The 25517-nt window shown below is 70.1% G+C and carries 23 protein-coding genes; 17 read left to right on the forward strand and 6 right to left on the reverse strand.

The annotated features are described in order from the left end of the window. The first annotated feature begins 3 nt into the window (after positions 1-3). The 3 genes from KBZ33_RS04650 to KBZ33_RS04660 are packed head-to-tail and all read left to right on the forward strand — an operon-like array spanning position 4 to position 2964. Positions 4-348 (forward strand): DUF1257 domain-containing protein, encoded by a 345-nt coding sequence (locus KBZ33_RS04650; RefSeq protein ID WP_254950677.1) that lies wholly within the window; start codon positions 4-6, stop codon positions 346-348. Then, on the forward strand, positions 341-2089 hold the full coding sequence (locus KBZ33_RS04655) for a M61 family metallopeptidase (protein ID WP_254950679.1): 1749 nt from the start codon (positions 341-343) through the stop codon (positions 2087-2089). The genes KBZ33_RS04650 and KBZ33_RS04655 overlap by 8 nt, the downstream gene beginning before the upstream one ends. After that, on the forward strand, positions 2086-2964 hold the full coding sequence (locus KBZ33_RS04660) for an N-acetylmuramoyl-L-alanine amidase (protein WP_254950681.1): 879 nt from the start codon (positions 2086-2088) through the stop codon (positions 2962-2964). The genes KBZ33_RS04655 and KBZ33_RS04660 overlap by 4 nt, the downstream gene beginning before the upstream one ends. A gap of 6 nt (positions 2965-2970) precedes the next feature. On the opposite strand, the gene KBZ33_RS04665 is transcribed toward KBZ33_RS04660, so the two are convergent. Continuing rightward, positions 2971-3777 carry a helicase DnaB gene (locus KBZ33_RS04665; protein WP_396107953.1) on the reverse strand — a complete coding sequence of 269 codons (807 nt, stop codon included), beginning with the start codon at positions 3775-3777 and terminating at the stop codon, positions 2971-2973. Between the two features lie 238 nt (positions 3778-4015). Here KBZ33_RS04665 and KBZ33_RS04670 point away from each other — a divergent pair, with 238 nt between their 5' ends. The 3 genes from KBZ33_RS04670 to fghA are packed head-to-tail and all read left to right on the forward strand — an operon-like array spanning position 4016 to position 7629. After that, positions 4016-5617: a glucose-6-phosphate isomerase gene (locus tag KBZ33_RS04670; protein WP_254950683.1), complete on the forward strand. Its 1602-nt coding sequence runs from the start codon at positions 4016-4018 to the stop codon at positions 5615-5617. A gap of 19 nt (positions 5618-5636) precedes the next feature. After that, positions 5637-6749, forward strand: coding sequence for an S-(hydroxymethyl)glutathione dehydrogenase/class III alcohol dehydrogenase (locus KBZ33_RS04675; protein WP_254950685.1), 1113 nt, complete (start codon positions 5637-5639; stop codon positions 6747-6749). Between the two features lie 34 nt (positions 6750-6783). After that, on the forward strand, positions 6784-7629 hold the full coding sequence (gene fghA / locus KBZ33_RS04680; RefSeq protein WP_254950889.1) for an S-formylglutathione hydrolase: 846 nt from the start codon (positions 6784-6786) through the stop codon (positions 7627-7629). Here fghA and leuS read toward each other — a convergent pair. Together leuS and KBZ33_RS04690 are read right to left on the reverse strand one after the other, a co-directional pair. Then, positions 7613-10237, reverse strand: a complete 2625-nt coding sequence (leuS, locus tag KBZ33_RS04685) for a leucine--tRNA ligase (protein ID WP_254950687.1) — start codon at positions 10235-10237, stop codon at positions 7613-7615. The genes fghA and leuS overlap by 17 nt on opposite strands. Positions 10238-10282: 45 nt before the next feature. Then, positions 10283-10522, reverse strand: coding sequence for an Hfq-related RNA-binding protein (locus KBZ33_RS04690; protein ID WP_254950689.1), 240 nt, complete (start codon positions 10520-10522; stop codon positions 10283-10285). 43 nt (positions 10523-10565) lie between these two features. On the opposite strand from KBZ33_RS04690, the gene dapF reads away from it, so the two are divergent. From dapF to KBZ33_RS04715, 5 genes are all read left to right on the forward strand, one after another. Beyond that, positions 10566-11639, forward strand: coding sequence for a diaminopimelate epimerase (gene dapF, locus KBZ33_RS04695; RefSeq protein WP_254950892.1), 1074 nt, complete (start codon positions 10566-10568; stop codon positions 11637-11639). Further along, entirely contained in the window at positions 11620-12834 is a 1215-nt protein-coding gene (locus KBZ33_RS04700) for a cysteine desulfurase family protein (RefSeq protein WP_254950691.1), read from the forward strand. The genes dapF and KBZ33_RS04700 overlap by 20 nt, the downstream gene beginning before the upstream one ends. Positions 12835-12860: 26 nt before the next feature. Continuing rightward, positions 12861-13550: a DUF1995 family protein gene (locus KBZ33_RS04705; RefSeq protein ID WP_254950693.1), complete on the forward strand. Its 690-nt coding sequence runs from the start codon at positions 12861-12863 to the stop codon at positions 13548-13550. A 63-nt stretch (positions 13551-13613) separates the two neighbouring features. Beyond that, positions 13614-14138 (forward strand): DUF4330 domain-containing protein, encoded by a 525-nt coding sequence (locus KBZ33_RS04710; RefSeq protein WP_254950695.1) that lies wholly within the window; start codon positions 13614-13616, stop codon positions 14136-14138. Position 14139: 1 nt separating this feature from the next. Beyond that, on the forward strand, positions 14140-15468 hold the full coding sequence (locus KBZ33_RS04715; RefSeq protein ID WP_254950697.1) for a D-alanyl-D-alanine carboxypeptidase/D-alanyl-D-alanine-endopeptidase: 1329 nt from the start codon (positions 14140-14142) through the stop codon (positions 15466-15468). A gap of 37 nt (positions 15469-15505) precedes the next feature. Here KBZ33_RS04715 and KBZ33_RS04720 read toward each other — a convergent pair whose 3' ends face one another. Both KBZ33_RS04720 and coaD read right to left on the reverse strand, forming a co-directional pair. Continuing rightward, the gene (locus KBZ33_RS04720; protein ID WP_254950699.1) at positions 15506-16453 is read right to left on the reverse strand and encodes a hypothetical protein; all 948 of its coding nucleotides are present in this window, start codon (positions 16451-16453) and stop codon (positions 15506-15508) included. A gap of 1 nt (position 16454) precedes the next feature. After that, complete coding sequence (gene coaD, locus KBZ33_RS04725) at positions 16455-16949, reverse strand: pantetheine-phosphate adenylyltransferase (protein ID WP_254950700.1); 495 nt, start codon at positions 16947-16949, stop codon at positions 16455-16457. 67 nt (positions 16950-17016) lie between these two features. Here coaD and KBZ33_RS04730 point away from each other — a divergent pair, with 67 nt between their 5' ends. Genes KBZ33_RS04730 through KBZ33_RS04755 form a run of 6 tightly spaced genes read left to right on the forward strand, consistent with a single transcriptional unit; the run spans position 17017 to position 21711 of the window. Further along, positions 17017-17508 (forward strand): flavin reductase family protein, encoded by a 492-nt coding sequence (locus KBZ33_RS04730; protein ID WP_254950701.1) that lies wholly within the window; start codon positions 17017-17019, stop codon positions 17506-17508. 9 nt (positions 17509-17517) lie between these two features. Next, complete coding sequence (uvrC, locus tag KBZ33_RS04735; protein WP_254950703.1) at positions 17518-19518, forward strand: excinuclease ABC subunit UvrC; 2001 nt, start codon at positions 17518-17520, stop codon at positions 19516-19518. Continuing rightward, complete coding sequence (locus KBZ33_RS04740) at positions 19515-19874, forward strand: hypothetical protein (RefSeq protein ID WP_254950704.1); 360 nt, start codon at positions 19515-19517, stop codon at positions 19872-19874. Before uvrC ends, KBZ33_RS04740 begins: the two co-directional genes overlap by 4 nt. Before the next feature lies 1 nt (position 19875). Continuing rightward, positions 19876-20493 (forward strand): protoporphyrinogen oxidase HemJ, encoded by a 618-nt coding sequence (gene hemJ / locus KBZ33_RS04745; RefSeq protein WP_254950706.1) that lies wholly within the window; start codon positions 19876-19878, stop codon positions 20491-20493. Beyond that, positions 20480-21145 carry a PHP domain-containing protein gene (locus tag KBZ33_RS04750; protein ID WP_254950893.1) on the forward strand — a complete coding sequence of 222 codons (666 nt, stop codon included), beginning with the start codon at positions 20480-20482 and terminating at the stop codon, positions 21143-21145. Before hemJ ends, KBZ33_RS04750 begins: the two co-directional genes overlap by 14 nt. Positions 21146-21174: 29 nt before the next feature. Then, positions 21175-21711: a hypothetical protein gene (locus KBZ33_RS04755; RefSeq protein WP_254950708.1), complete on the forward strand. Its 537-nt coding sequence runs from the start codon at positions 21175-21177 to the stop codon at positions 21709-21711. A 26-nt stretch (positions 21712-21737) separates the two neighbouring features. Here the strand turns inward: KBZ33_RS04755 and cobN are convergent, their stop codons facing one another. Then, a complete protein-coding gene (gene cobN, locus KBZ33_RS04760; protein ID WP_254950710.1) occupies positions 21738-25466 on the reverse strand; it encodes a cobaltochelatase subunit CobN in 3729 nt (1242 codons plus the stop codon). Positions 25467-25517: the final 51 nt, after the last annotated feature.

Genomic DNA, 25517 nt, shown 5'->3' on the forward strand with positions numbered 1-25517 from the left:
TCCATGTCCCATCTCTCCATCCTGCCCACCGTGCTGCGGGATGAGGATCTGCTGGGGGCCACACTTTCCACCCTCAAGCTTCCCTGGCGCCACGGCGGTGAACTCGCCGGTTTCGGTGACGAGCGCCTGGCGGTGACGCTGCAGGTGCAGTTGCAGGACGGTCAGTCCCTGGGATGGACCCGCCAGGCGGATGGCTCGCTGGCCCTGGTGGGCGATCTCCAGCGCCTCAGTCGCAGCACCGCGCTGCAGAGCCTGCTGGGCCGGATCACCCGCGCCTACGCCGCCAGAGCGGCCCTCCAGGAGGCCAGCCTGGCTCTTCCCACGGCGTCGATCGAGCTCCGTGTCTGACGACCCACCCCTTCGTGATCCGGCCGCCGGGCCGATCGTCCAGCTCGATCTGCGTGAACCCCACCGCCACCTGGTCAGGGTCACGCTCCAGCTCACACCCCGTTGCCTGCAGCCGGAGCTGCGCCTGCCCGCCTGGACCCCGGGCTCGTACCTGATCCGTGACTACGTCCGGAACCTGGAGGCCCTGGAGGTGCACCAGGGGGGCGTCCCCGTGGCCAGCACGCGAACGGCGCAGGCCTGCTGGTGTCTGGATCTCAGCAGCCTGGCGCCGCTCGTGGTTCGCTACCGCCTCCAGGCCACCGAGCTGAGCGTGCGCACCTGCCACCTCAGCGCCGACCATGGCTTTCTGGCCCTGGCCGGGGTGGTCCTGCAGGTGAGCGGCGAACGCTGGCACCCGCACCGGCTCGCGTTGCAACTGCCCGAGGGCTGGCAGGCCTTCGTTCCCCTGCCCAGCGCCGGCGCCAACGCCTGGATCGCCCCAGACTTCGACCGCCTCATCGACAGTCCCATCGAGGCCGGCCCCCATCCCTGCCACCGGTTCAGCGTCGCTGACGTGCCCCACCGTTGGGTCACCTGGGGCGCCGACCTGCCCGCCGACGATCCCCTCTGGCTCGCCGATGTGGAGCGGGTCGCCCTGGCCTGCTGCCGCCTGGTCGGGGAGCCGGCGCCCGCGAGCGACAACTACCTGTTCGTGCTGCATCTGTTGGCCGAGGCCTACGGCGGCCTCGAACACGACCACAGCTGCGTGCTCCAGTTCGGGCGCCGGGCCCTGGCGGCGCCAGGCGGTCGTCGCAAGCTGCTGCAACTGGTGGCCCATGAGTATCTCCACCAATGGAATGTGCGCCGCCTCAGGCCCGCCGAGCTCACCCCCATCGACTACGACCGGGCCGCGATCGTGCCTGGTCTGTGGTTTGCCGAAGGCGTCACCTCCTACCTCGACCTGCTGCTGCCCCTGGCGGCCGGCCTGGGCACGGAGGCCGAACTGCTCGAAGACCTGGGGGCCGACCTCAGCCGTTACCTGCTCACCCCCGGTCGCCGGGTGCAGGGGTTGCGGCAAAGCGCCGAAGAGGCCTGGGTAAAGCTCTACCGCCAGGACGCCTCCTCCGCCGACAGCCAGATCAGCTACTACCTCAAGGGGGCCGTGGTCGCCCTGGTGCTCGACCTGCACCTGCGGCGGCAGGGGTCGTGCCTGGCCGTGGTGCTGCGGGCCCTCTGGCGCCGTCATGGGGCCTGGGGCCGGGGTTACCGGAACGACGACCTGATCGCCGCCTTCGCCGACCAGGCCGCCGACCTGGCCGAGCTGCTGCCCCACTGGCTGGAGAGCAGCGACGACCCCGACCTGGCCAGCTACCTGGCTGACGTGGGCCTGGCCCTGGTGCCGAAGCCCGCGACGGAGCCGTTCTTCGGCTGGCAGCTCGAGGACGCCGCCGACAGGCCGATGCAGCTGAAACGGGTGCACAGGGACGGCCCGGCGGAACGGTCGCACCTGCAGAGCGGCGATGAGCTGCTGGCCCTCGACGGTGTGCGGCTGCGCCGGCCGGACGACCTCAGCCTGGCCATCGGCCCCGCCGCGCCGCCGGCGGAACGGGTGTTGCTCTACTGCCGTGATGGCCTGGTGCGCAGCACCGGGCTGTGGCCCGACCCCCCGGCCGTGGCCAGCTGGCAGCTGCTGATCGACCCCCTGCTGACCAACGACCGTACGGGTCTGAACCGGCGGCGTTGGCTGTCCCTCGAGCCATGAGTTCGTCCCTGCGTCCCCTGGTCCTGGCGGTGGCCGGCGCGGGTGTGCTGAGCCTCGGTGGTCTCACCTGGCTGGGCCGCGACCTGTTCGGCGCCCCGGGCAATGCCGGCGGCCGTGCCTCCCTGCTCGACCTGCTGGACGAGGTGCGCCAGTCCCCGGGCGCCGGCGGACAGCTGCAGCCGCCCCCGGCGGCCCAGGTCCTGCCGCCACCCCAGGCGGCCTGGCGCGCTCCGCTGGGGGGCGCCTGTCAGGCCGACCCGCTGCTGCGCAGCCGCCTGCTCGCCCTGGCGGAACGCCTCCGTTACGAGACCACCCGGCTGCGCATCGATCCGAGCAACTACGGCGAGCGCTTTCGCCAGGATGTCTTCGGCCAGCCGCTGGATCCCACGCCCCAGGTCGTCGTGCTGCATGAGACCGTCTACGGCATCAACTCGGCGATCAACACCTTCATGACGCCCCATCCCCGCGACGAAGACCAGGTGAGTTACCACACCCTGATCGGTCTCGACGGCCGGGTGGTGGAAGTGCTTGATCCCTCCAAACGGGCCTTCGGGTCGGGCAATTCCGCCTTCAACGGCCGCTGGGTGGTGACCAACCCGGAGGTGGGAGGCTCGATCAACAACTTCTCCCTGCACCTGAGCCTGGAAACTCCCCTGGATGGGGAGAACCAGGACAGGGCCCACAGCGGTTACACCGCCGCCCAGTACGACGCGCTGGCGATCGTCCTGGGCCGCTGGATGCGCCGCTACGGCATTCCGGCCAGCAACATCACCACCCACCAGCACGTGGATCTGGGTGGAGAACGGATGGATCCCCGCAGTTTTGAGTGGCGCGAGCTGCAGCTTCGGCTGGCCGCCATCGGCGTCCTCTGCTGATCGGGCTCAGAGGAGCGGGCTGGTGATCGGCTTGCGGCTGCCGTACAGGAAGGCGTGCAGTTCTGGATCCTGCATGTAGCGGAGCACCCGCGCCGGGTAATCGAGCTTGCCGTTGTGCAGGTAGGCCAGGGTGGCCATGGCCTTGGCGTCGGCCGGGTTGGTGCTGGCGTTCATCAGGGTCTGGCCGGAGAGGCCCAGGGCCTGCTTGAGACGCACGAACTTGCCGACCAGCAACCGCACGTTGCGGTCAGGATCGAGCAGCTGCATGCGGGCCTCATCAATCTGCTCCGGGGTGGCATCGGCCGGCAGCAGGCCCTGCTTGACGAGCTCACCGAGGCTGAGCTGGGCGGGCCCAAGGGTGCTGAACAGGCCGCTGCGGGCGGCCAGAGGGTGATCCTCGCCGGGCTTGGCATGTTGCAGTTCATCGAACAGCACGGCGGTCACCAGCATCGGGTTGATGCCGTGACGGCGGCTCTCGCTGAGGATCACCGGCCTGAGCTCCTCAAGCCGACCGAGGGTATGGGTGCGCAGGGGTTGGAGCTGGTCGATGCCCTCGGTGAACAGCTGGGCGAGGCGAGGCTGGGGGCCGTGGACGCCGAAGCGGCGGTTCAGTTCGCGTAGCTCCTCAGGGCTGAAATCGACCGGGTCCGGACGCAGGCCTTCGCTGGTGGAGGGGCTGATCAGGGGAAAGGCCTCAAGGCCGCGCTCCGCTTCGGTGAGCAGGAAGGGGCTGCGGCCTTGGCGCTGGGGTTCCCGGCTGAAGGGAACGACACACAGTCCGATCGCCCCAAGCAGCAGGGTCGCTCGCAGCACAAGGCCATAAGCCCCAGGCTGGCGGGTGAGGCTGGAAGGCCTAGTTCTTGCGAAGCGGGACAGCAAGCAAAAACGTGCTCTTTCCATCAATCGTAACGAACACTTCCGGATTTGCCCCGCCAGTGGGGCGCTCTCGCCGCTGGACCCTGTGGGGGAAGCCCCGCATCCGCCGATCCGCTTGCCGAATATGGAGGCGGCTGGATACGGTTCGGGGGCCCGTCACGGCGTCCCAGGAGCCATGTCCCCGCTGCCGCCGTTGAACGGCCACGATTCCGCTGCCCTCTGGGAGCGTTTCCGCCAGCTTCTCTGGCACGATCCCGATCTCTGCCTCTGGCTGGATGTGAGCCGGATGGCTCTTGGGGAGGAGGATCTGGCGTCCTTCCAGGCCCCCTTCGCCCGCGCCTTCGCCGCCATGGAGGCCCTGGAGGCCGGGGCCATCGCCAACGCCGACGAAGGGCGTCAGGTGGGTCATTACTGGTTGCGGGCCCCGGAGCTGGCTCCCGATCCGGCTGTGGCGGTGGCCATCGCTGCCGAAGTGGATCGGCTCGAAGCCTTCGGGCGGGAGGTGCTGGCGGGCACGATCACGGCGCCCGGCGGCGGACCCTTCACTGACGTTCTCTGGATCGGCATCGGCGGCTCCGGGCTCGGGCCCCTGCTGATGCTCAGGGCCCTGCAGCGCCATGGCACGGGTCTGCCGTTCCACTTCTTCGATAACGTCGACCCCGACGGCATGGCCCGCACCCTGGCCGGACTGGGCGAGCGGCTCACCACCACGCTGGTGATCGTGGTGAGCAAGTCGGGGGGCACCCCCGAACCGCACCTGGGCATGGTGCAGGCCCGGGCCCGGGTGGTGGCAGCCGGGGGCGACTGGAGTGCCCAGGCCGTGGCCATCACCATGGGCGGTAGCCACCTGGATCAGGAGGCCAAGGCGGCCGGCTGGCTGCGGCGTTTCGACATGTTCGATTGGGTGGGGGGCCGCACCAGCATCACCAGTGCGGTGGGCCTGCTGCCCGCCGCCCTGATCGGCGCCGACCTGCGTGGCTTCCTGGAGGGGGCCGCCGCCATGGATCGCCTCACACGGGTGCCCAGCCTGCGGGCCAATCCGGCGGCCCTGCTGGCCGCCTCCTGGCACGTGGCCGGTGGCGGCCGCGGTCGCCGCGACATGGTGGTCTTGCCCTACCGCGACCGGCTGGAGGTGTTCAGCCGCTACCTGCAGCAGCTGGTGATGGAGTCCCTGGGCAAGCGGCTCGACCGGGACGGTGAGGTGGTGCACCAGGGCCTGGCGGTCTACGGCAACAAGGGCTCCACCGATCAGCACGCCTACGTCCAGCAACTGCGCGATGGGCTCGACAACTTCTTCGTGACCTTCATCGAGGTGCTGGAGGACCCGGCGGAGATCGCCACGATCGCTGGCGAATGCCCCGCCGATTTCCTCGAGGGGTTCCTGCAGGGCACCCGGGCGGCCCTGGCCGAACAGGACCGCCAGAGCATCACCATCACCCTGCGCCGCTTCGACGCCCGGGGCCTCGGGGCCCTGATCGGCCTGTTCGAGCGGGCCGTCGGGCTCTACGGAGAGCTGGTCAACGTCAACGCCTACCACCAGCCCGGGGTGGAAGCCGGCAAGCTGGCGGCCGCGGGGATCCTGGCGTTGCAGAGTCAGGTGGAGGGTCTGTTGGCCGATGGCCAGCCCCGCAGCCTGGCCACCATTCAGGCGCAACTGGAGCTGCAGGCGGTGGAGCCGGTGTTCTGGCTGCTGCGCCACCTCTGCGCCAACGATCGCGGTTATGGCGCCGTTGGCGACTGGGCCCGGCCCGACAGCCTGACCTTCCACCACACCTGATAGGTTTCGGATCTTTGCCATGGTCCGCTCCCGCGCCGCGGTCGCCTGGGCCGCCGGCCAGCCGCTGGAGGTCACCGAGATCGACGTGGAGGGCCCTCGGCCCGGCGAAGTGCTGCTGCGGGTGGTGGCCACGGGGGTGTGCCACACCGATGCCTTCACCCTCTCCGGTGCCGACCCCGAGGGGATCTTCCCGGCGGTGCTCGGCCATGAGGGCGGTGCGGTGGTGGAAGAGGTGGGGCCAGGCGTGACGTCCCTGGCGGTGGGGGATCACGTGATTCCGCTCTACACGCCCGAATGCCGCGCCTGCCGCTTCTGCCTCTCCGGCAAGACCAACCTCTGCCAGGCGATTCGCGCCACCCAGGGCAAGGGCCTGATGCCCGATGGCAGCAGCCGCTTCTCCAGGAACGGCGAGCGGATCTTCCACTACATGGGCACCTCCACCTTCTCCGAATACACGGTGGTGCCTGAGATCGCCGTGGCGAAGATCGCCCCGGAGGCGCCGCTGGAGACGGTGTGCCTGCTGGGCTGCGGCGTCACCACCGGCATCGGCGCCGTGCTCAACACCGCCAAGGTGGAAGCGGGCAGCAGCGTGGCCGTCTTCGGCCTCGGCGGCATCGGCCTGGCGGTGATCATCGGGGCGGTGATGGCCGGGGCCGAGCGGATCATCGGCATCGACACCAACCCCGACAAGTTCGCCATCGCCGGCCAGCTCGGCGCCACCGAGTGCCTCGATCCCAGGGCCTTCGATGCCCCGATCCAGGAGGTGGTGATCGATCGCACCGACGGCGGCGTCGACTACTCGTTCGAGTGCATCGGCAACGTCCAGGTGATGCGCGCCGCCCTGGAGTGCTGCCACAAGGGCTGGGGCGAATCCACGATCATCGGTGTGGCCGGAGCGGGCCAGGAGATCGCCACCCGACCGTTCCAGCTCGTCACCGGGCGGGTGTGGCGCGGCTCCGCCTTCGGTGGGGTGCGGGGCCGCACGGAGCTGCCCGGCTATGTCGAGCGCTTCCAGCAGGGGGAGATCCCCCTCGAGCGCTTCATCACCCACACGATGGGGCTGGAGGACATCAACCGGGCCTTCGATCTGATGCACGCCGGCGAGAGCATCCGCTCGGTGATCCACTTCTGAACCCCCTGAGACCGCGGAGATCGGCGTCACCATGATCGAGCTGCTCAGCGAAAACCGCAGCTTCGGCGGTCTGCACCGCCGCTACCGGCACCCGTCGTCCGAGCTGAACAGCCCGGCGACCCTGGCGGTGTTCCTGCCCCCCCAGGCCCTCGCCGGGGCCCGGGTGCCGGCCCTCTACTGGCTTTCCGGCCTCACCTGCACCGACGAGAACGTCATGCAGAAGGGCGGGGCCCATCGCCTCGCCGCCGAGCTCGGCCTGGCCCTGGTGGCGCCGGACACGAGCCCCAGGGGCCCCGAGGTGCCCACCGATCCGCAGGGTGGCTGGGACCTGGGCCCTGGGGCGGGCTTCTACGTGGATGCCACCGCCTCCCCCTGGGACCGGCACTACCGCATGCACAGTTACGTGGTGGAGGAGCTGCCCGCCCTGCTGGAGGCCCAGCTGCCCCTGAGCCAGGCGCGCAGCATCAGCGGCCATTCGATGGGGGGCCACGGCGCCCTGGTGGCGGCCCTGCGGCACCCGGGCCGCTACCGCTCGGTGTCCGCCTTCGCGCCGCTCTGCCACCCTTCGGCCTGTCCGTGGGGCCAGAAGGCCTTCGGGGCCTACCTGGGCACCGATCAACGGGCCTGGGCTGCCTGGGATGCCACGCGCCTGCTCGCCTCAGCGGCGCAGCGCCTGCCCCTGCTGGTGGACCAGGGCCTCGCCGATCCGTTCCTCGACAGCCAACTGCGGCCCGCCGACCTGGCGGCGGCGGCGGCAGCGGCCGGCCATCCCCTGGAGTTGCGCTACCAGGAGGGCTACGACCACAGCTACTTCTTCATCGCCAGCTTCATCGACGACCACCTGCGCCACCACGCCGCCGCCCTCAGGGCACCAGGTTGACCAACTTGCCGGGCACCACGATCACCCGCCGGGGCGGCTGACCCTCCAGCCAGCGCTGGGCCACCTCGCTCTCCAGCGCCAGGCGCTCCAGGGTCGCCGCATCGGCGTCGGCGGGCACCTCCAGGCTGCCGCGCATCTTGCCCTTCACCTGGATCACCAGGGGGATGGTGTCGCGCACCAGGGCGGTTGGATCCACGACGGGCCAGCGCTGGCGATGGACACTGGCCTCCGCCGCGACGGGCGCCCCATTGCCGCCGCCGTTGAGCTTCTGCCAGAGCTCCTCGGCCAGGTGGGGCGCGAAGGGGGCCAGCAGGATCAGCAGGGTGGACAGCGCCTCCGTAGCAACGGCCGGGCTGGCGGCCTCCAGCTGGGCGGCCAGGGCATTGCTGAGCTTCATCAGCTCCGAGACGGCGGTGTTCAGCTGGAGCTCGCCTTCCAGGTCTTCACTGATCGCGGCGATGGCCGTGTGCACGGCCCGCCGCAGCTCCCTGTCGCCGTCGCTGAAGCAGGCGGCATCGGGCTCCTGCATGGGCGGCGCTCCTGGCCCTGAAAGGCGCAGGCCCCGGCCATGGGCCGCGTCCACCAGGCGCCAGAGGCGCTGCAGGAAGCGGTACTGGCCTTCCACATCGGCGTCGTCCCACTCCAGATCCTTCTCCGGCGGCGCCTTGAACAGGATGAACATGCGGGCCGTGTCGGCGCCGTAGCGGTCGATCACCACCGCCGGATCGACGCCGTTGTGCTTCGACTTGGACATCTTTTCGTAGAACACCTCCAGCACCTCGCCGCTGATCGGATCGCGGGGGTCGTTGGGGTCGGCCACCTCGGCCGGCGCCACGTACTGGCTGGTGTGGGGATTGCGGTAGGTGATGCCCTGCACCATGCCCTGGGTGAGCAGGCGGGCGAAGGGTTCGGAGAAGCCCAGCAGGCCCCGGTCCCGCAGCACCTTGGTGAAGAAGCGGGAATAGAGCAGGTGCAGGATGGCGTGCTCGATGCCACCCACGTACTGATCCACGGGCAGCCAGCGGTCGACGGCGTCGCGCCCGAACGGCCGCTGGTCGTTGTGGGGGTCGCTGTAGCGCAGGTAGTACCAGGACGAACACATGAAGGTGTCCATGGTGTCGGTCTCCCGCTGGGCGGGGGCGCCGCAGCGGGGGCAGGGCACGTTCACCCAGGACTCCAGCTTGGCCAGGGGGGTGCCCCCCTTGCCGCTCAGGGGGATGTCCCGGGGCAGTTCCACCGGCAGCTGGTCGTCGGGGACGGGCACCACGCCGCAGCTGTCGCAGTGGATCACGGGGATGGGGCAACCCCAGTAGCGCTGGCGGGAAATCAGCCAGTCGCGCAGGCGGTACTGCACCCGTCCCTGGCCCCAGCCCTGGGCTTCGGCGCTGGCGACGATGCTCGTTTTGGCCTCGGCGGTGGTCAGGCCATCGAAGGGTCCGGAGCCGATCAGCACACCGGTTTCGGTCCAGGCCTGGCCCTCGTAGGCGTGGGGGTCGGACCCCTCGGGGATCACCACCCGCCTGACGGGAAGTTCGTACTGGCGGGCAAAGCTGAAGTCGCGCTGGTCGTGGGCCGGCACCCCCATCACCGCACCGGTGCCGTAGTCGGCCAGCACGTAGTCGCCGATCCAGACGGGAATCTGCTCGCCGCTGGCGGGGTTGCGCACCCAGGCGCCGATCGGCACGCCCCGCTTGGGCCGGTCCTCGGCCGTGCGCTCCTGCTCGCTCTGGCGGCTGACCAGATCGCAGAAGGCGGCCACCGAAAGGCGGCAGTCGTCGGTGGTCAGCGCGGCCACCAGGGGGTGCTCCGGAGCCAGCACGACATAGGTGGCTCCGAAAATGGTGTCGGGCCTGGTGGTGAAGACGGTGATGGCGGCACCGGTTTCGGCCGTGAAGGTCAGCTCGGCCCCGAGGGAGCGGCCGATCCAGTTGGCCTGCATCGTGCGCACCCGCTCCGGCCAGCCCTGCAGGGAGGGGAGATCGTCGAGCAGGGCATCGGCGTAGGCGGTGATCTTCAGAAACCACTGCCGCAGCCGGCGCTTCTCCACCTGGGCGCCGGAGCGCCAGGAACGCCCCTCGGCATCCACCTGTTCATTGGCCAGCACCGTCTGGTCGATCGGGTCCCAGTTGACCGTCGCCTCCTTGCGGTAGGCCAGGCCGGCGTCGAGAAACTGGAGGAACAGCCACTGGGTCCAGCGGTAGTAATCGCTGTGGCAGGTGGCCACCTCCCGGTCCCAGTCGATCGACAGACCCAGGCGCTTGAGCTGCTCGCGCATCTGGGCGATGTTGCGGTCGGTCCAGTCCCCCGGGTCGACGCCCCGTTCAATAGCGGCATTCTCTGCCGGCAGTCCGAAGGCATCCCAGCCCATGGGGTGCAGCACCTGACGCCCCCGCAGCCGGGCCGCCCGGGCGATCACATCGGTGATCACATAGTTGCGCACATGGCCCATGTGGAGGCTCCCCGAGGGATAGGGGAACATCGACAGGGCGTAGTAGGTGTCGCCAGCGTCGCCGGCGAGGTCAGGTGTGGCGTGCAGTCCCAACTGCTCCCACTGCAGCTGCCAGCGCTGCTCGATCAACTCGGGCTCGTAGCGGGAGGGGTCTGTCACGGGCCGTATGGGGTGGGGGTGATCGTGTCACAGCCCATGGGTGGCTCAGCTGAGCGCGCGCAACGAAGCGATCGCCGTCAGGCTGATCAGCAGCAACGGGGTGCCGGGTTCGGTGCTCATGGCCAGGAAATGGCAGTCCTGCCAGCGGATGATGCCATCACACTCCTGACCGGAGAGCAGCACGACGTTGACGGGGGTGCGGATGCGGATCAGCTCCTGAACATGGCGCACACTGGGCAGGGTCGTGTCGAGCCTGGGCCCCCGCCGTTCAAAGAAACTCTGCATAGGATCCATCCCAACCTCCAGGACTTACGGAACGGTGCGTCAGGTGCTCCCATTCAGCAAATATCAGGGCCTTGGGAATGACTTCTTGCTGCTTGACGGCCGCAGCTTAGGGGATCTGGACGACCCGTTCGGATTGACTCCCGAACGGGTGCAACGGCTCTGTGACCGGCGCTTCGGGGTCGGCGCCGATGGCGTCATCCTGGCCCTGCCGCCCCGGGAGGGCGGCGAACTGCGGATGCGGATCTTCAACGCCGATGGCACCGAGCCGGAGATGTGCGGCAACGGCATCCGCTGTCTGGCCCGCTTCCTGGCCGACAGCGATGGCGACGTCGCCCCTCGCCGCTGGGAGGTCGAGACCCTGGCCGGCCGCATCGTGCCGGCCCTGGCCGAGGACGGGCGCATCCGCGTTGATATGGGTGCCCCGTTCCTGACGCCGGAGACGATTCCCACAGGTCTGGCCATGGGGGTGGAGGGGCTGCCGGTTGGGATGCTGGAGGTGCTGGGCCAGCCCATGGCCGTGGCGGCCGCCGGCATGGGCAATCCCCACGCCGTGGTGCCGGTGGATGACGTGGCAGCCATCGATCTGGAGACCCTGGGTGCCGCCCTGGAGGTGCACGAGGCCTTCCCGGCCCGCACCAACGTCCATTTCGTTGAGGTGATCGCCCCCGACCATCTGGTGATGCGCGTCTGGGAGCGGGGAGCCGGGCCCACCCTGGCCTGTGGCACCGGTGCCTGCGCCACCCTGGTGGCCTGCCACCTGCTGGGTCTGGCCGACCGCCAGGCCCGGCTCGATCTGCCCGGCGGGCCCCTGGAGATCGACTGGGATGGGGCCAGCGGCCATGTCTTCATGACCGGTCCGGCCGAGGCGGTGTTCGACGGTGTGGTGGCCCCCTCGATGTTCGGGGTTGCCCTGGACGCACGTCCCGCCATCGATTGCGCGACGCTGTGCGTCAACGGCTGCCTCCGCCCCGAGGCCTGCGCCAGCGCTGAAGCCCGCGCCCGCGTCACGGCCCTGCTGGAGGGCCGCTCCCTCGATGATCTGGTCACCCTGGCCGGCGAGTCCCTGGAATCCCGCACCCGGGACCGCCTCTGCCGTGATGAACCCGCCGCCCCCTGAGCCCCCTGGGTCGGCAGGTCTCCGCCCAGGGGTTTACCTCGACGCCTGCGCCACCAGCCCCCCGGCGCCGGAGGTGCTCGACGCCATGGACCGTGCCCATCGGGAGGCCTGGGCCAATCCCTCCAGCCTGCACGGCTTCGGCCTGGCGGCAGCCGACCGACTGGAGCGCGACCGCCAGGCCCTGGCGTCATGCCTGGGCTGCGGCAGCGACGAGCTGGTGTTGGTCTCGGGTGGCAGCGAAGCGATCCACACCGCCCTGATCGGTTGCGCCGGCTGCCTGGAGCCCGGCCGGGTGCTGCTCTCGGCGGTGGAGCATCCCGCCAGCTACGCCGCTGCCGACGCCATGGAGAGGCGGGGCTGGCAGCGGCAGCTGCTGCCGGTGGATCGCCGCGGTGTGGTGGACCTGGAGGCCCTCGAGGCGCTGCTGCAGCCGCCGACCCGTCTGGTCTCGATCCTCTGGGGCCAGAGCGAGGTGGGCACGCTCCAGCCGATCACCCGCATCGGCAAGCTCTGCCGCCAGGCCGGCGTGTTGCTGCATGTCGACGCCGTGCAGGTGGTGGGTCACCAAAGCCTCGACTTCAGCCAGCTGCCGGTGGACCTGCTCAGCTGCGCGGCCCACAAGCTGCAGGGCCCCCGCGGTGTCGGCGCCCTGCTGGTGCGGCGCGGGCTCCGACTGGACCCCCTGATCGGCGGAGTTCAGGAAGCGGGCCGCCGCGGCGGTACCGAGCCCGTGGCCCTGGTGGCGGGGTTTGCGGCGGCCCTGGCGCTGGCCGAGCAGCGACTGGCGACCCACGGCGGAGTGGACCCCATGGGCCCCCTGCGGGATCGGCTTCTGGAGGCATTGTTGCCGCTCGAGGGGGTGCGCCTCAGCGGGCCGGCCCCGGACGACCCCTGCGGGCGCCTGCCCCATCACATCAGCCTGCTGGTGGCTGGCCCGGCGGGACGATCACTGAGCGGACGCCGGCTGGTGCGGGAGCTGGCCCGGCGGGGTTACGCCGTCAGCAGTGGATCGGCCTGCACCAGTGGCGGGGCCGCGGGGGCCAGTGCCGTGCTGCTCGCCATGGGCTACAACCCCGAGGAGGCCGCCAGCGGCCTGCGACTCAGCCTGGGCCCCTGGCTCACCCCGGCCGATCTGGCCGGGCTGCCGGCGGCCCTGGAGGAGGCACGCCGCCGTGTCGCCGCAGCGCCTGGGTAGGGTCCGCCCAGCCTTGTCGCACGCCGATGCTGCCTGCTGATCTGCGCACCGCCGAGGCCGAAGCCCGCGAGGCCCTGCAGGCGGCCCTGGCGTCCGGATCCGGAGGTCGCTGGACCGTGGAGTTCCGTTTTGAAGGCTTGCGGCTGCTGCCGGTGGTGCTGCGCCTGCTGGAAGGGCTGCTGGCAGAGCGGCCCGCGTTGCGGCTGTTGTTCCCGGATGCCGGTGCCACGGCCCTGGCCCGCCGCGATGCCCCTGCCCTCGCCGATCGCATTGGCAGCTTCTCCGACCAGCGCCGGCTCCAGCAGCAGGAACCCTCCCGGGGGGTGCTGCTGCTGGTGGGGGCCAGCCAGGCGGACTACGAGCTGGTGGAAGCGGTGTGCGGCGGCCACGGCGACAGCGTGGTGCTGATCAATTCCTCTCTGGAAGATGCCGCCATCGGCATCGGCAGCGTGGCGCGCCAGCGCCGCAAGGGTTTCCTGGCCGGCTGGCGGGCCGCCTATGCCCTGTTGCCCCAGTCCGACCGCGCCCTGCGCTGCGCCTACCCGGGTGAGTGGGAGCTCTACCGACTCGACCCCGACGGTTATCGGCTGGCCGGGCGCTTCGAGCAGAAACCCGATGCCGAGCAGCAGGAGCTGGTCCTCAGCGGCGGGCAGGAGCCTGGTCTGGGGAGCAACCTGCGGGCCCTTGGCCAGATGATCGAAGACCTGCGGAACTGACCCGCCGGCCCGGCTGGTGCATCCCGGAAAGGCTGCGTACACTTGCCTGGCTTTCAGGTGCCCATGCCCAGCGATTCGCCCCGGTCCCGTTCCTGGAGCCCCATCGACCTCGGTGCTGCCGCTGCGGCGCTGCTGGCGATCGGGGGCGTGATCTGGAGCCCCCGTCTGAGCGGGGCCGTGGCCCAGGCCACCGGGGCCCTTGAGCCCGTCACCGTGATGGTGGATGTGCGTGGTGCCCCAGCCGCCACCCCCCTGGAGCTGCTGCAACAGATCCGCCAGGAGGGCAAGGTGGCGATCGTGATTCGCAACCAGCCCCACGGCAGCGTGGCGGTGAAGCAGATCATTCCCTTTGATCGGATCATCTCCACCCTCACCCCCGACGGAAAGGTGGTGAGTGCCCCCGATCCCAACCAGAAGACCTTCAGCACCTTTGATGGACGTTTCGTCCTGGAGGGCCAGGGCCGTCGCACCAGCGGCGGGGTTGTCTTCGGCAACCAAACGATCAAGATCGGTGCCCCGGTGGAGCTGGAGGGGACCAACTTCCGCTTCAACGGCACTGTCACGGATCTGAAACTCGGAGCCTCCTGAGATGACCGCGCCCGTCCGCCTGTCCCCTGGGTTCCGTTGCCCCTACAGCCCGCTGCGGGCGGTGGCCATCCTGCTGATGGCCGGGAGCACCAGTCCCCTGGGCACGGCGGCCTGGGCCCAGAACGCCCCGGCGCTGCCCTCACCCCGGGCCCTGCGCCCCCTGCCGATGGCCGCCTTACCGGAGGCGCCGCCCCCGGTGGGGATGCCGCGGCTGGCCGGGGAGGTCAGCTGTCCGTTGCTGCAACGGCAGCTTGCCCAGGCCCTGGGGTCGGAACAGTCCCGCTGGAGCGTCAGCGTCGCCGATGGCAGTGGACGGCTGCTGGCCGATGTCAACGGGCGCCTGCCCAGGGTGCCGGCCTCCAACCAGAAACTGATCAGCACCGCCTTCGCCCTCGACCGGCTCGGCCCCGACTACCGACTCACCACCCAGTTGTGGCGTCTCCAGGACGGCACCCTGCGCATGGTCGGCCAGGGGGATCCCGATCTGGCCCTGCCCCAGCTGCAGCGCTTTGCCCAGCTGGCCATGGCGGCTGGCAGCCCCGTGCGGCTGGAGCTGGCGGAGGAAGCGCCCCAGAACTGGTGGCCCAGTGGCTGGCATCCGGGGGATCGGGTCTATGCCTACGGCGCGCCGATCACCCGGCTGGCCATCACCAGCAACGCGATCGACGACGCGGTGAGCAATCCCGCCTCGCGCTTGCAGACCCTGCTACGCCGCTCCATGGCCCAGAGCGGCGGCCAGCCGGTGCAGCTGGCCCTGGTCTCGGCGCGGCAGCCGCTCCCCAGCGACGCCGTCCTGCTGCATGAGCAGCCCTCCACCTCGATGCATGGCCTGCTCAGCCTGGCCAACACCGAAAGCCATAACTTCACCGCCGAGGTGCTGCTGCGTCAGGCCGCCGGCACCTGGGACCTGCCCGAAGCCAGCCGGCGCACGGCTCTCTGGCTGAATGCCCAGGGCTTGCCGATGGAGGGTGTCCGGATCGCCGACGGCAGCGGCCTGGATCGCGCCAACCGGCTCACCAGCCGTTTCCTGGTGGCCCTGCTGCTGCGCATGGATCACCATCCCTACTCCAGGGATTACCTCAGTTCCATGGCCATCGCCGGTCGGCGGGGCACGCTGCGCAATCTCTACAAAGGCACCAGCCTGGATGGTCAGTTCTTCGCCAAGACTGGCACCCTGACGGGCGTGCGCTCGATCAGCGGCGTCCTGCAGACGGCAGACGGCCCCCGCTATGTGAGTGCCGTGTCCGCCGGGGCGGGGGCTCCGAACACCACCATCGGCCGTGTCCTGCGCCAGGTCCAGTCCGCAGGGGCCTGTCAACCGGCGTTCTGAGCTTTCGGAGCGCCCCAGGACTCCGGGCGCTCCAGCCTCAGCTGGCCAGGCCCCGGCCGGCGGCCCGCTTGAGGCGGCCGGCGACACGGCGGGCCCTGTCGACCGTGGCGTTCTCCAGGGGGATCGGAGCTTCGGGGGGGCGGCTGGCAATCGCCGTCTCCTGGCTCTGGAGCCGCACCAGTTCGCGCCGACCCCCCAGGACCACCTGGCTGAGTTCCTTGAGGCGCACCTCCAGTTCCCCCAGCACCTGCTCGGCGTAGCGGTTGGAGCCCTCCTGGATCGCTGCAGCCTCCTGGCGGCTGCGGGCGATCAGGGCATCGCACTGCTGCTGGGTCTGCTGGCGGAACTGCAGGGCGTCGGCGTGGAGGCGCTCGGCTTCGGTCTGGCTTTCACGCTGCAGGCGCAGCCCCTCCTGGCGGATGCCTTCGAGATCCTGCAGGGCCTGGGCCCGGCCGCGTTCGTGCTGCTCCAGCAGTTGGCGGTTGCGGTCCGCCGCCTCCTGCTCCAGCTGCTGGCGGCGCTGCTGGGCTTCCTGCTCCAGCTGCTGACGGCGGCCGGCGAACTGCTGCTCGAACTGGGCCATCCGGGCCTGGTGCTCCTGCTCGGTCTGGGCCACCTGCTGGCGCGCCTGCAGCACCATCTGCTCACATTGCTGACGGGCCAGTTCCCGCTGTTCCGTCACCTGGCGTTCGGCCTCCTGGCGGATGGCGGCGGCGTTGATCAGCTGCTCCCGCTCGCGGCGGGCCTGGGTGACGATCTCCTCGGCCTGCAGCCTGGCCTTCTCGATGAAGCCCTCCCGCTGGCGGATGAGGTCGTCGGCCTGGGAGATCTGCCCGGGCAGGGCCTCACGCAGGGCATCCATCATTTCGATGGCGTCCTGCTCGTTGACCAGCCGTCCGCCGCTGAACGGGATCCTGCTGCCTTCGAGGACGATGTCCTCCAGCTGGTCCAGCTGGTCGAGAACGGAGAAACGGACTTCAGACATATCAGGATTCTGACGCTGCCAGTCGATTAAAGAGCCTCTCCAGGTCGATCGCCACTCCCGGCGGGACCATGTGGGCGACATCCCCACCGAAGCGGGCCACCTCCTTCACCACCGAGCTGCTCAGAAAGCTGTGGTGCGCTGAGGTGGCCATGAACAGGGTCTCGACGCGGGGGGCCAGGGTCCGGTTGGTGTGTGCGATCTGCAACTCAAATTCGAAGTCGCTCATGGCCCGCAGCCCCCGCAGGATCACCTGGGCGCCACAGGTGTGGGCGTAGGTCACGGTGAGACCGTCGAAATGACCCACCTCGACGCCGGCCAGCCCTTCGGTGGCCGTGCGGATCTGCTGCAGCCGTTGCTCGAGCGGAAAACTGGGCTGCTTGGAGGGGTTCATCAGCACCGCCACCACGACGCCATCGAAGAGGTGCGCCGCCCGCTCGATCAGGTCGAGGTGGCCGAGGGTGAGGGGGTCGAAACTGCCGGGATAGAGGGCTCGCATGCGCCCAGCCTATGGAGACGGACCCGGTCGGGTTCCTAGAGTCGCTGGATCCCTGCCGCCCACCCCCATGACCGACGTTGTTCTGGACGCGGCCGCCAAGAAGACGCTGCTGCGCAAGATTCCCCACGGCGTGTTCATCTGCGGCGTGGCCGAAGGCGCGGAGGTGAACGGCTTCACCGCCAGCTGGGTCACCCAGGGCTCCTTTGAGCCACCCCTGGTGGTGATGGCGGTGCGGGCCGACTCGACCAGCAACGGCATGATCGAGCGCAGCGGGCGTTTCTGCCTCAACGTGCTGGCCGCCGATCAGAAGGACCTGGCGGCCGTGTTCTTCAAGCCCCAGAAGGGGATGGGCGGACGTTTTGACGCGGCCCCGTTCAGTCTGGGGCCCCTGGGTCTGCCCGTTCTGGACGATGCCCTTGGCGCCGTGGAGTGCACCGTGGTGGGCCAGGTGGCCCATGGCGACCACACCGTGTTCGTGGGGGAAGTGAAATCGGCGACCCTGCACCGCGATGCCCCCGCCCTGGAACTGTCCGCCACGGGCTGGCAGTACGGCGGTTGAGGCGCCGCCATGGCTGAGCCGGGCGGCACTCCGGTTGGGGACGTCGTCGGACCGCTGCTGCTGCAGCGTGAGCGGCTGTCGGCCCGGTTGCGGGAGCTGCCGGCGGAGCCGGGCTGCTATCTGATGCGGGATGCGAGCGACCGCATCCTCTACATCGGCAAGTCGAAGAGTCTGCGGGCGCGGGTGCGCAGCTATTTCCGCAACTCCCACGACATCAGCCCCCGCATCGCCCTGATGGTGCGGCAGGTCTGTGAGATCGAGTTCATCGTCACCGACAGCGAGGCGGAGGCGCTGGCGCTGGAGTCGAACCTGATCAAGAACCACCAGCCCCATTTCAATGTCCTGCTGAAGGACGACAAGAAGTACCCCTACCTCTGCATCACCTGGAGCGAGGCCTACCCGCGCCTCTTCATCACGCGCCGCCGCCGTCTAAGCAGCCCCCTGGATCGCTTCTACGGGCCCTATGTGGATGTGGGGCTGCTGCGCCGCACCCTGGCGGTGGTCAAGCGGGTCTTTCCCCTGCGCCAGCGTCCCCAGCCCCTCTACCGCGACCGCACCTGCCTCAACTTCGACATCGGCCGCTGTCCGGGGGTCTGCCAGGAAAAGATCGGCTCCGACGACTACCACCACATCCTGCGCAAGGTGGCGATGGTGTTCCAGGGCCGCAATGACGAACTGCTGGATCTGCTGCGGCAGCAGATGGACCGCTATGCCGAGCGGCTCGATTTCGAGTCCGCCGCCCGGGTGCGGGATCAGCTGCAGGGTCTCGACCTGCTCACCGCCGACCAGAAGATGAGCCTGGGGGACAGCTCCGTCAGCCGCGATGTGATCGCCCTGGCGGCGGACGATCGGGTGGCGGCGGTGCAGATCTTCCAGATGCGTGCCGGCAAGCTGGTGGGCCGGTTGGGCTACACTGCCGATGCGGCCATCGCCACACCGGCCGAGGTGCTGCAGCGGGTGGTCGAGGAGCACTACAGCCAGGTGGAGCCCGTGGAGATTCCTCCGGAACTGGTGTTGCAGCACGCGCTGCCGGCCCAGGAGTTGATCGGCGAGTGGCTGGCGGAGCGGCGGGGCCGCAAGGTGCGACTGGCCGTGCCGCAACGGCGCCAGAAGGCCGACCTGATTGAACTGGTGGAGCGCAACGCCGGCTTCGAACTGGCCCGGGCCCAAAGGGGGGCGGAGCAGCAGCAACTGGCCACCGAAGACCTGGCCCAGCTGCTGGAGCTGCCGGTGCCGCCCCGGCGGATCGAGGGCTACGACATCAGCCACATCCAGGGCAGCGACGCCGTGGCCTCCCAGGTGGTCTTCATCGACGGCCTGCCGGCCAAGCAGCACTACCGCAAATACCGGATCCGCAGCAGCAGCATCCGCGCCGGCCATTCCGACGACTTCATGGCCATGGCCGAGATCATGCGGCGGCGTTTCCGCCGCTGGTCCCAGGCCAAGGCGGAAGGGGCCGACCTGGCCGCCCTGCGCCGGGACGGTGCTTCGGCCCTGCACACCGATGGCCTCAGCGACTGGCCGGATGTGGTGATGATCGATGGCGGCAAGGGCCAGTTGTCGGCAGTGATGGAGGCGCTGCGAGAGCTGGATCTGCACGAGGACCTGACGGTGTGTTCCCTGGCCAAGCAACGGGAGGAGGTGTTCCTGCCCGGCGCCAGCCAGCCCCTCGACACCGAGGCCGACCAGCTGGGGGTGGTGCTGTTGCGGCGGCTGCGGGACGAGGCCCACCGCTTCGCCGTGAGCTACCACCGCCAGCAGCGGGGCGAACGGATGAAGCGCTCCCGTCTCAGCGACATCGCTGGGCTGGGTCCGAAGCGGGTCAAGGATCTGCTGGCCCACTTCCGCTCCATCGACGCCATCCAGCTGGCCACTCCCGAGCAGATCGCCGCCGTCTCCGGGATCGGACCGGCCATGGCGCGGCAGGTGTGGGAGCACTTCCATCCCCCCATGGATGGACCCGAAGGGCCCGGCGAAGGGGAGGACGCCCCGATGGAGCTGGCGGGATGACGTCAGGCTCAAGGTTGCAGGCCGCGCGTCGGTGTTCGGTTGGGCTTTGGGCCGGATGGCTGCTGGCCCTGCTGCTGCTCCTGTGGTTTCCCCGGGGGGCCTGGGCGGCACCGGGCCTCTGCGTCGGCCCGGTCTGCGGCGACGAATTCAGCCGCAGTGCTCAGCGCCACTGGCAGCTGAAGCTGCGGGTCAGCGACCAGGAGAACCACCGGGAGCGGATCGTGGTGGATTGCCGCGACGGCGTCATCAGCCCAAGGGTCGGTCCTGTGGACCGGGCCTACGCCGCCGCCGTGGCCCGCCGCTACTGCCGACTAACTTGGCAATCCGAAGCGAGTCCCGGTTCCCCCAGGTCCTGACATGACGCTGCCGCTGCCGCTGGCCGTGAGCTGGCCCCCCGAGGCCTACCTCTGGTTCAAGACACTCCACATCGTCGGGGTGGTGGTGTGGTTCGCCGGGCTGTTCTACCTGGTGCGGCTGTTCATCTACCACCGGGAGGCGGCCGAGCTGGATCCCCCCCTGCGTCAGGCTTTCGAGGACCAGTACGCCCTGATGGAGCGGCGCCTGGCCAACATCATCACCACCCCTGGCATGGTGGTGGCGGTGGCCATGGCCGTGGGTCTGCTGCTGGTGGAGCCGGCCTGGCTGAAACAGGCCTGGATGCACGCCAAGCTGGCCTTCGTGGCGGCCCTGCTCGTCTACCACTGGTTCTGTTACCGGCTGATGGGCCAGCTGCAGCGGGGTCAGTGCCGCTGGAGTGGCCGCCAGCTGCGGGCCCTCAATGAACTGCCTACCTTGCTGCTGGTGCTGGTGGTGATGCTGGTGGTGTTCAAGAACCAGTTCCCCCTAGGGGCCGCCACATGGTTCCTGGTGGCCCTGGTGGTGGCCATGGCCGCCTCGATCCAGTTCTATGCCCGCTGGCGGCGCTTGCGCAGCGAACGGCTGGCCCAGCAGGAGAGTGGTGGTGCTGCGGCCTGAAGCTCTCGCCCATCCCCTGACGCCGGTGCTGCGGCAGGTGCAGGCCGACAGCTGCCCGGATCGGCTCAACTTCCATTGCCACACCATCTGCAGCGACGGCAGCCTCCACCCGGAAGACCTTGCGGCTGAGGCCGTGGCCATTGGCCTGGAGCACCTGGCGGTGACCGATCACCACGCCCTGGCTGCCCATGGGGCCATTGCCGCGTCCCTTGCTGACCACCGCCAGCGGGGAGCGGCGACGCCCACCCTCTGGCGCGGGGTGGAAATCAGCTGCCTGCTTGAGGGGTGCCTGGTGCACGTGCTGGGGCTGGGTTTCGCCGAGGAGCACCCCTCCCTCGATCCCTACCTGCAGGGCACCTCCGTGGTGGGGCCGGGCCTGCTGGCCGAAGCGGTGCTGGCGGCGATCCGGGCCGCCGGGGGCCTGGCCCTGCTGGCCCATCCCGCCCGCTACCGCCTGCCCCACCAGCGCCTGATTGCGGCGGCGGATGCTCTGGGCTTCGACGGGGCCGAAGTCTGGTATGACTACGCCATGCAGCCCCGCTGGCAACCCACCGAACTGGTCTGCGAGGCGATCGCGACGGACCTGGAGCGGCGGGGCCTTCTGATGAGTTGTGGTACAGATACCCATGGGCTGGTGCTCCGTGGCCGCTAGGGTTTGCTGACACGTTTCTGCATGCGTCGATGGGCCTGTTCGATCGTCTGTTCGGTTCCCGTGCCGCCTCGGTGACCAAGCCTGAGGCTGCGGCCAAGGCCAAACCCAAGGCCGAATCCTTTTTCCTTGATCCCGAGGCTTCCACCAGCCTGGGCGATGTCCAGTTCATGAAGCGGTCGAACACCATCCGCCGCACCTTCCCTGGCAATGCCGACAGCCCCGGGGACAAGGAGATGGTGGCGGAGGTGGCCTCGATGCAGGCCCGGGTCGAGAAGATGACCCCTGGTCTGGCTGGGATCCAGCCCACGGAAAAAGGTTCCGTGAACCTCACCGGTGGCATCCCCAAGCCCGTCAAGAAGACCTTCGCCCAGACGATGAGCGTCGCCGAGCTGGGTCAGCGCATGAAGGGGTCCGCCGTGACTCCCACCAACGTGCCCGGCGCAGCGGCGGCAGCCAAGCAACAGAAGGAAATTGAGGCCCAGAGCCAGCCGAAGATCAGCCAGCAGCCCGCCAAACCCGGTAACACCGACCCCTTCCGCTCGATGGCGCGGGATCTCGACCTCTGATCCCCTCAAAGGAGTGAGGGCCTGGTTCAGCGCTGCTCCACCAAGCCCTCGCTCTCCAGCACCAGGGCCCGCAGCCGCTCCAGCCGCTGCGGGTCGGCCCCTTCCCACAGGCCCCGATGGTGGGCTTCGAGGAGCCGTTCGGCCATGTCCCGCAGGGCCCAGGGGTTGGAGCGGCCCAGAAACTCCCGCACGGCCCCGTCTTCGAGCCAGGCGGCGCTGATGGCGCCGTAGCCCCAGTCCGGCACCCGCCCGGTGCTGGCGTCGTAGGCAAACAGATAATCCAGGCTGGCGGCCATTTCGAAGCCGCCCTTGTAGCCATGGCCCTGCATGGCCTCAATCCAGCGGGGATTGAGCAGGCGGGAGCGCAGCACCTTGTCAAATTCGCGCTCGACGCGGTGCAGCCGGGGACGCTCGCTGCGGGAATGGTCGCCGAACCAGAGGGCCGGGGCCTGGCCCTGGAGCCGCTCGGCGGCGGCGCTGAGGCCGCCCTGAAACTGGTAGTAGTCATCGGAATCCAGCAGATCGTGCTCCCTGTTGTCCTGGTTGTGCAGCACCACCTGCACCTGGGCTAGACGCCGTTCGAGTCCGCTCCGGTCTGCGGTGGCGGCGATGGCCCCGCCGCTGGCTCCATCGCTGGGATCGCCGTCGTAACGCCAGGCGCTCCAGTTGAGGAACGCCTCGCCCAGATCGCCGCGCTCCTCCCAGTGGCCGCTGTCGATCAGGCCCTGCAGCCCGGCCCCATAGGCCCCGGGCGCCGATCCGTAGATACGCCCCCCATGGCCCTCCTGCCGGACTGAAGCGGCCAGGGGGTTGTCTTCGGGGTCTTCGGCCAGGGACGCCACCAGGCGGGTGGCACGGTTGAACCAGCCCACCAGCTGGGGGAAGGCATCGCGGAACAGGCCGGAAATGCGCAGGGTCACATCCACCCGGGGCCGCCCGAGCAGACGCAGGGGAATCACCTCCACATCCACCAGCCGTCGCGTCGGGCCATCCCAGACGGGCCGCACGCCCATCAAGGCCAGGGCCTGGCCGATGTCCTCGCCGCCGTTGCGCATGGTGGCGGTTCCCCACACCGAGAGGGCCAGGGTGCGCAGGTCGTCGCCCTGCTCCTGCAGGTGGAGCTGCAACAGCAACGCGGCGCTGCGCCGTCCCAGGTCCCAGGCGGCCTCCGTCGGCAGGCCGCGCAGATCGACGCTGTAGAAGTTGCGGCCGGTGGGCAGCAGGTCGGGCCGCCCGCGGGTGGGGGCCCCCGAGGGACCAGCGGCGATGCGGCCGCCGGCCAGCCCCGTGAGCAGGGCCTGGCGCTCCGCCTCGCCACAGGCCAGCAGGGGCGGCAGCAGGGCCTGGCGCAGGTGCTGCAGGGCCCGTTCGGTGGCGGGCCCCGGTGTCTCCTCCGGCGCCCCGGCGGCTGCGGCCAGCTGCTCCTCCACCAGGACAAGGGCACGGGCCTCCAGCACCGCGACCCCGTCGCCGGCATGGCGCAGCAGGCTGCCTGGCTGGGCATGGCCAGCCAGCCGGGCGCGGTCGGCGGCGGTGAGGGGGGCCTCCTCCGGGTCGGCCCAGGGGTCGAGATCCAGGCCCAGGTCGAGGGCCAGGGCCTGGGTGAGGCCCGGCTGTCCCGCCTGGGGCGCCCGGGCCAGGCACAGCAGCAGTTCGGCCAGCTTCGCCGGCGCCGGCAGGGTGCCGAACGTGTGCAGGCCGAGGCGGATCTGGGCCTCCTTGAGTTCACACAGGTAGCCGTCGGCCGCCTCCAGGCGCGCTTCCAGGTCCGCCTGGGCCATGGCGGGAAGTTGCAGTTGCTCCAGCAGGGAGCCCAGGCGCTCCCGCAGCAGGGGGGCCCGGGCGCTGCCCAGCTGCCGCGCCTCCCAGTACTCATCGAGCAGGGCCTCGAGGCCCTGCAGGTCACCGTGCAGGCCGGCCCGGCCCAGGGGCGGGGTCAGGTGGTCGAGGATCACCGCCTGGGCACGGCGTTTGGCCTGGCTGCCCTCGCCCGGGTCGTTGACGATGAAGGGGTAGAGGTGCGGCAGGGGCCCCAGGGCCCATTCGGGGAAGCAGTCCTGCGACAGCCCCAGCCCCTTCCCGGGCAGCCATTCGAGGTTGCCGTGCTTGCCCACGTGCACCACCACCTGGGCGCCGAAGCTCTGGCGCAGCCACAGGTACTGGGCCAGGTAGGCGTGGGTGGGGGGCAGATCGGGGCTGTGGTAGCTGAGGCTCGGATCGCGGTCGTAGCCGCGTTCGGGCTGGATCAGCAGCAGCACCCGGCCGAAACGCAGCCCCCGCACCGGAAAGGCCGGGCCCCCACCCACGCGTTCCAGGCCCGCATCGGTTTCGGGCGGCCCCCAGACCGCCTCCAGCCGCTGGCGGCCCTCCAGCGGCAGGGTGGCGTACCAAGCCGCGTAAGCGGCCAGGGGCAGGTGGGCCAGGGGAGGGCGATGGCCGCTCTCCGGGTCGTTGCTGCGGCCCTCCAGGAGCCGGTGGATCAGGCTATCGCCATCGGCGGGCTGCTCAGCAGCCGCCCCCAGGTCGTAGCCGGCCTCCGCCAGCCAGCCCAGCATCAGGGCGGCGCTCGCCGGGGTGTCCAGACCGACGCCATTGGCCAGGCGGCTGTTGCGGTTGGGGTAGTTGGCCAGCACCAGGGCCAGCCGCCGCTCGGGGGCCGGCGTCAGCCGCAGGTGGGTCCAGGCGCCGGTGAGCTGGGCGATCCAGTCGAGTCTCTCCCGGTCCGGTTCGTAGCGGTGCAGGGCCGTGGCCAGGCTGTCGCTGGTGCAGCTCCGCTCCTTGAAGGCCCCCACCCGGGTGGTGAGGCGCCCATCCAGTTCCGGCAGGGCCACCTGCAGGCTCAGGTCGAGGGGTCCCAGGCCGATGCTGCTCTGGCGCCAGGCCCCGCGGCTGCGGCCGCTGCACAGCACCTGCAACACCGGCACCCCCAACTGGTCCCACAGGGGAGCCCCCAGACCCGCCTCCTCAAACGACACCGACGCGAAGCCCGTGCCGCAGAGGACCGCCTCCACCTGTTCCCGCCCCAGCAGATCCGCCACCCCCCGCTGCACGGCCCCGTCCCGCAGGCTGCTGACCCAAAGGCCCCGCGGTGCCAGCCCCTGGCCGCGCAGGGCCGCCAGCAGCGCCTCCATCAGGGCCAGATCCCCCGCCTGCCACAGGGCGCGGTAAAGAATCACCCCCACCCGGGCGCCAGGCTCGTCGCGCCAGTCGTGGGGCAGGGGATCGGCGGCGGGGCTGGGGCAGGGTGGCGCGGGGCGTTCGCCGGCCAGCAGGGCCGCCAGGGTCTGGAGCAACAGGCGCAGATTGGCGGCTCCCCCCTCCCGCAGGCAGGCCGCACAGGCCATGGCCAGGGGGCCATCGAGGCTGCCGAGGCAGGCCAGGGCCTGCTCCTCCTCGGCGGTGCCGGCCAGCACCAGCAACTGGCGGCCCTCACCAGTGGCGACCCAGTGACGCAGGCACTCCAGCCCGTAGCTCCAATGGCCGCGTCCCCCCAGCAGGCGCACCACCACCAGCCGGCTGGTCGCCAGGGTGGTGGCCACGTAGTGGTCGATCACCGCCGGGTGCATCAGCGCCGAAAGGTTGAGAGCCCTCAGTTCGGCCGGCAGCAGCGCCGGCTCGGCCTCCAGCAGCTGGGAGACCGCCAGCAGATCCGTGTCGGCGCTGCTGAGCAGCACCACCGGCGCCGGTGGCTGTTCCACGAAGAGGGTCCCGCCGTCCTCCGTCCTGTCACCGGGTATGGACGCGAGTCGATGCATCACCCCATCCTGCCGAACGCGATGAGAAGATCGCAGCATCGCCACCGCCTT

This window comes from Cyanobium sp. Cruz-8D1 (genome assembly GCF_024345975.1).
Taxonomy (GTDB): Bacteria; Cyanobacteriota; Cyanobacteriia; order PCC-6307; family Cyanobiaceae; genus Cyanobium.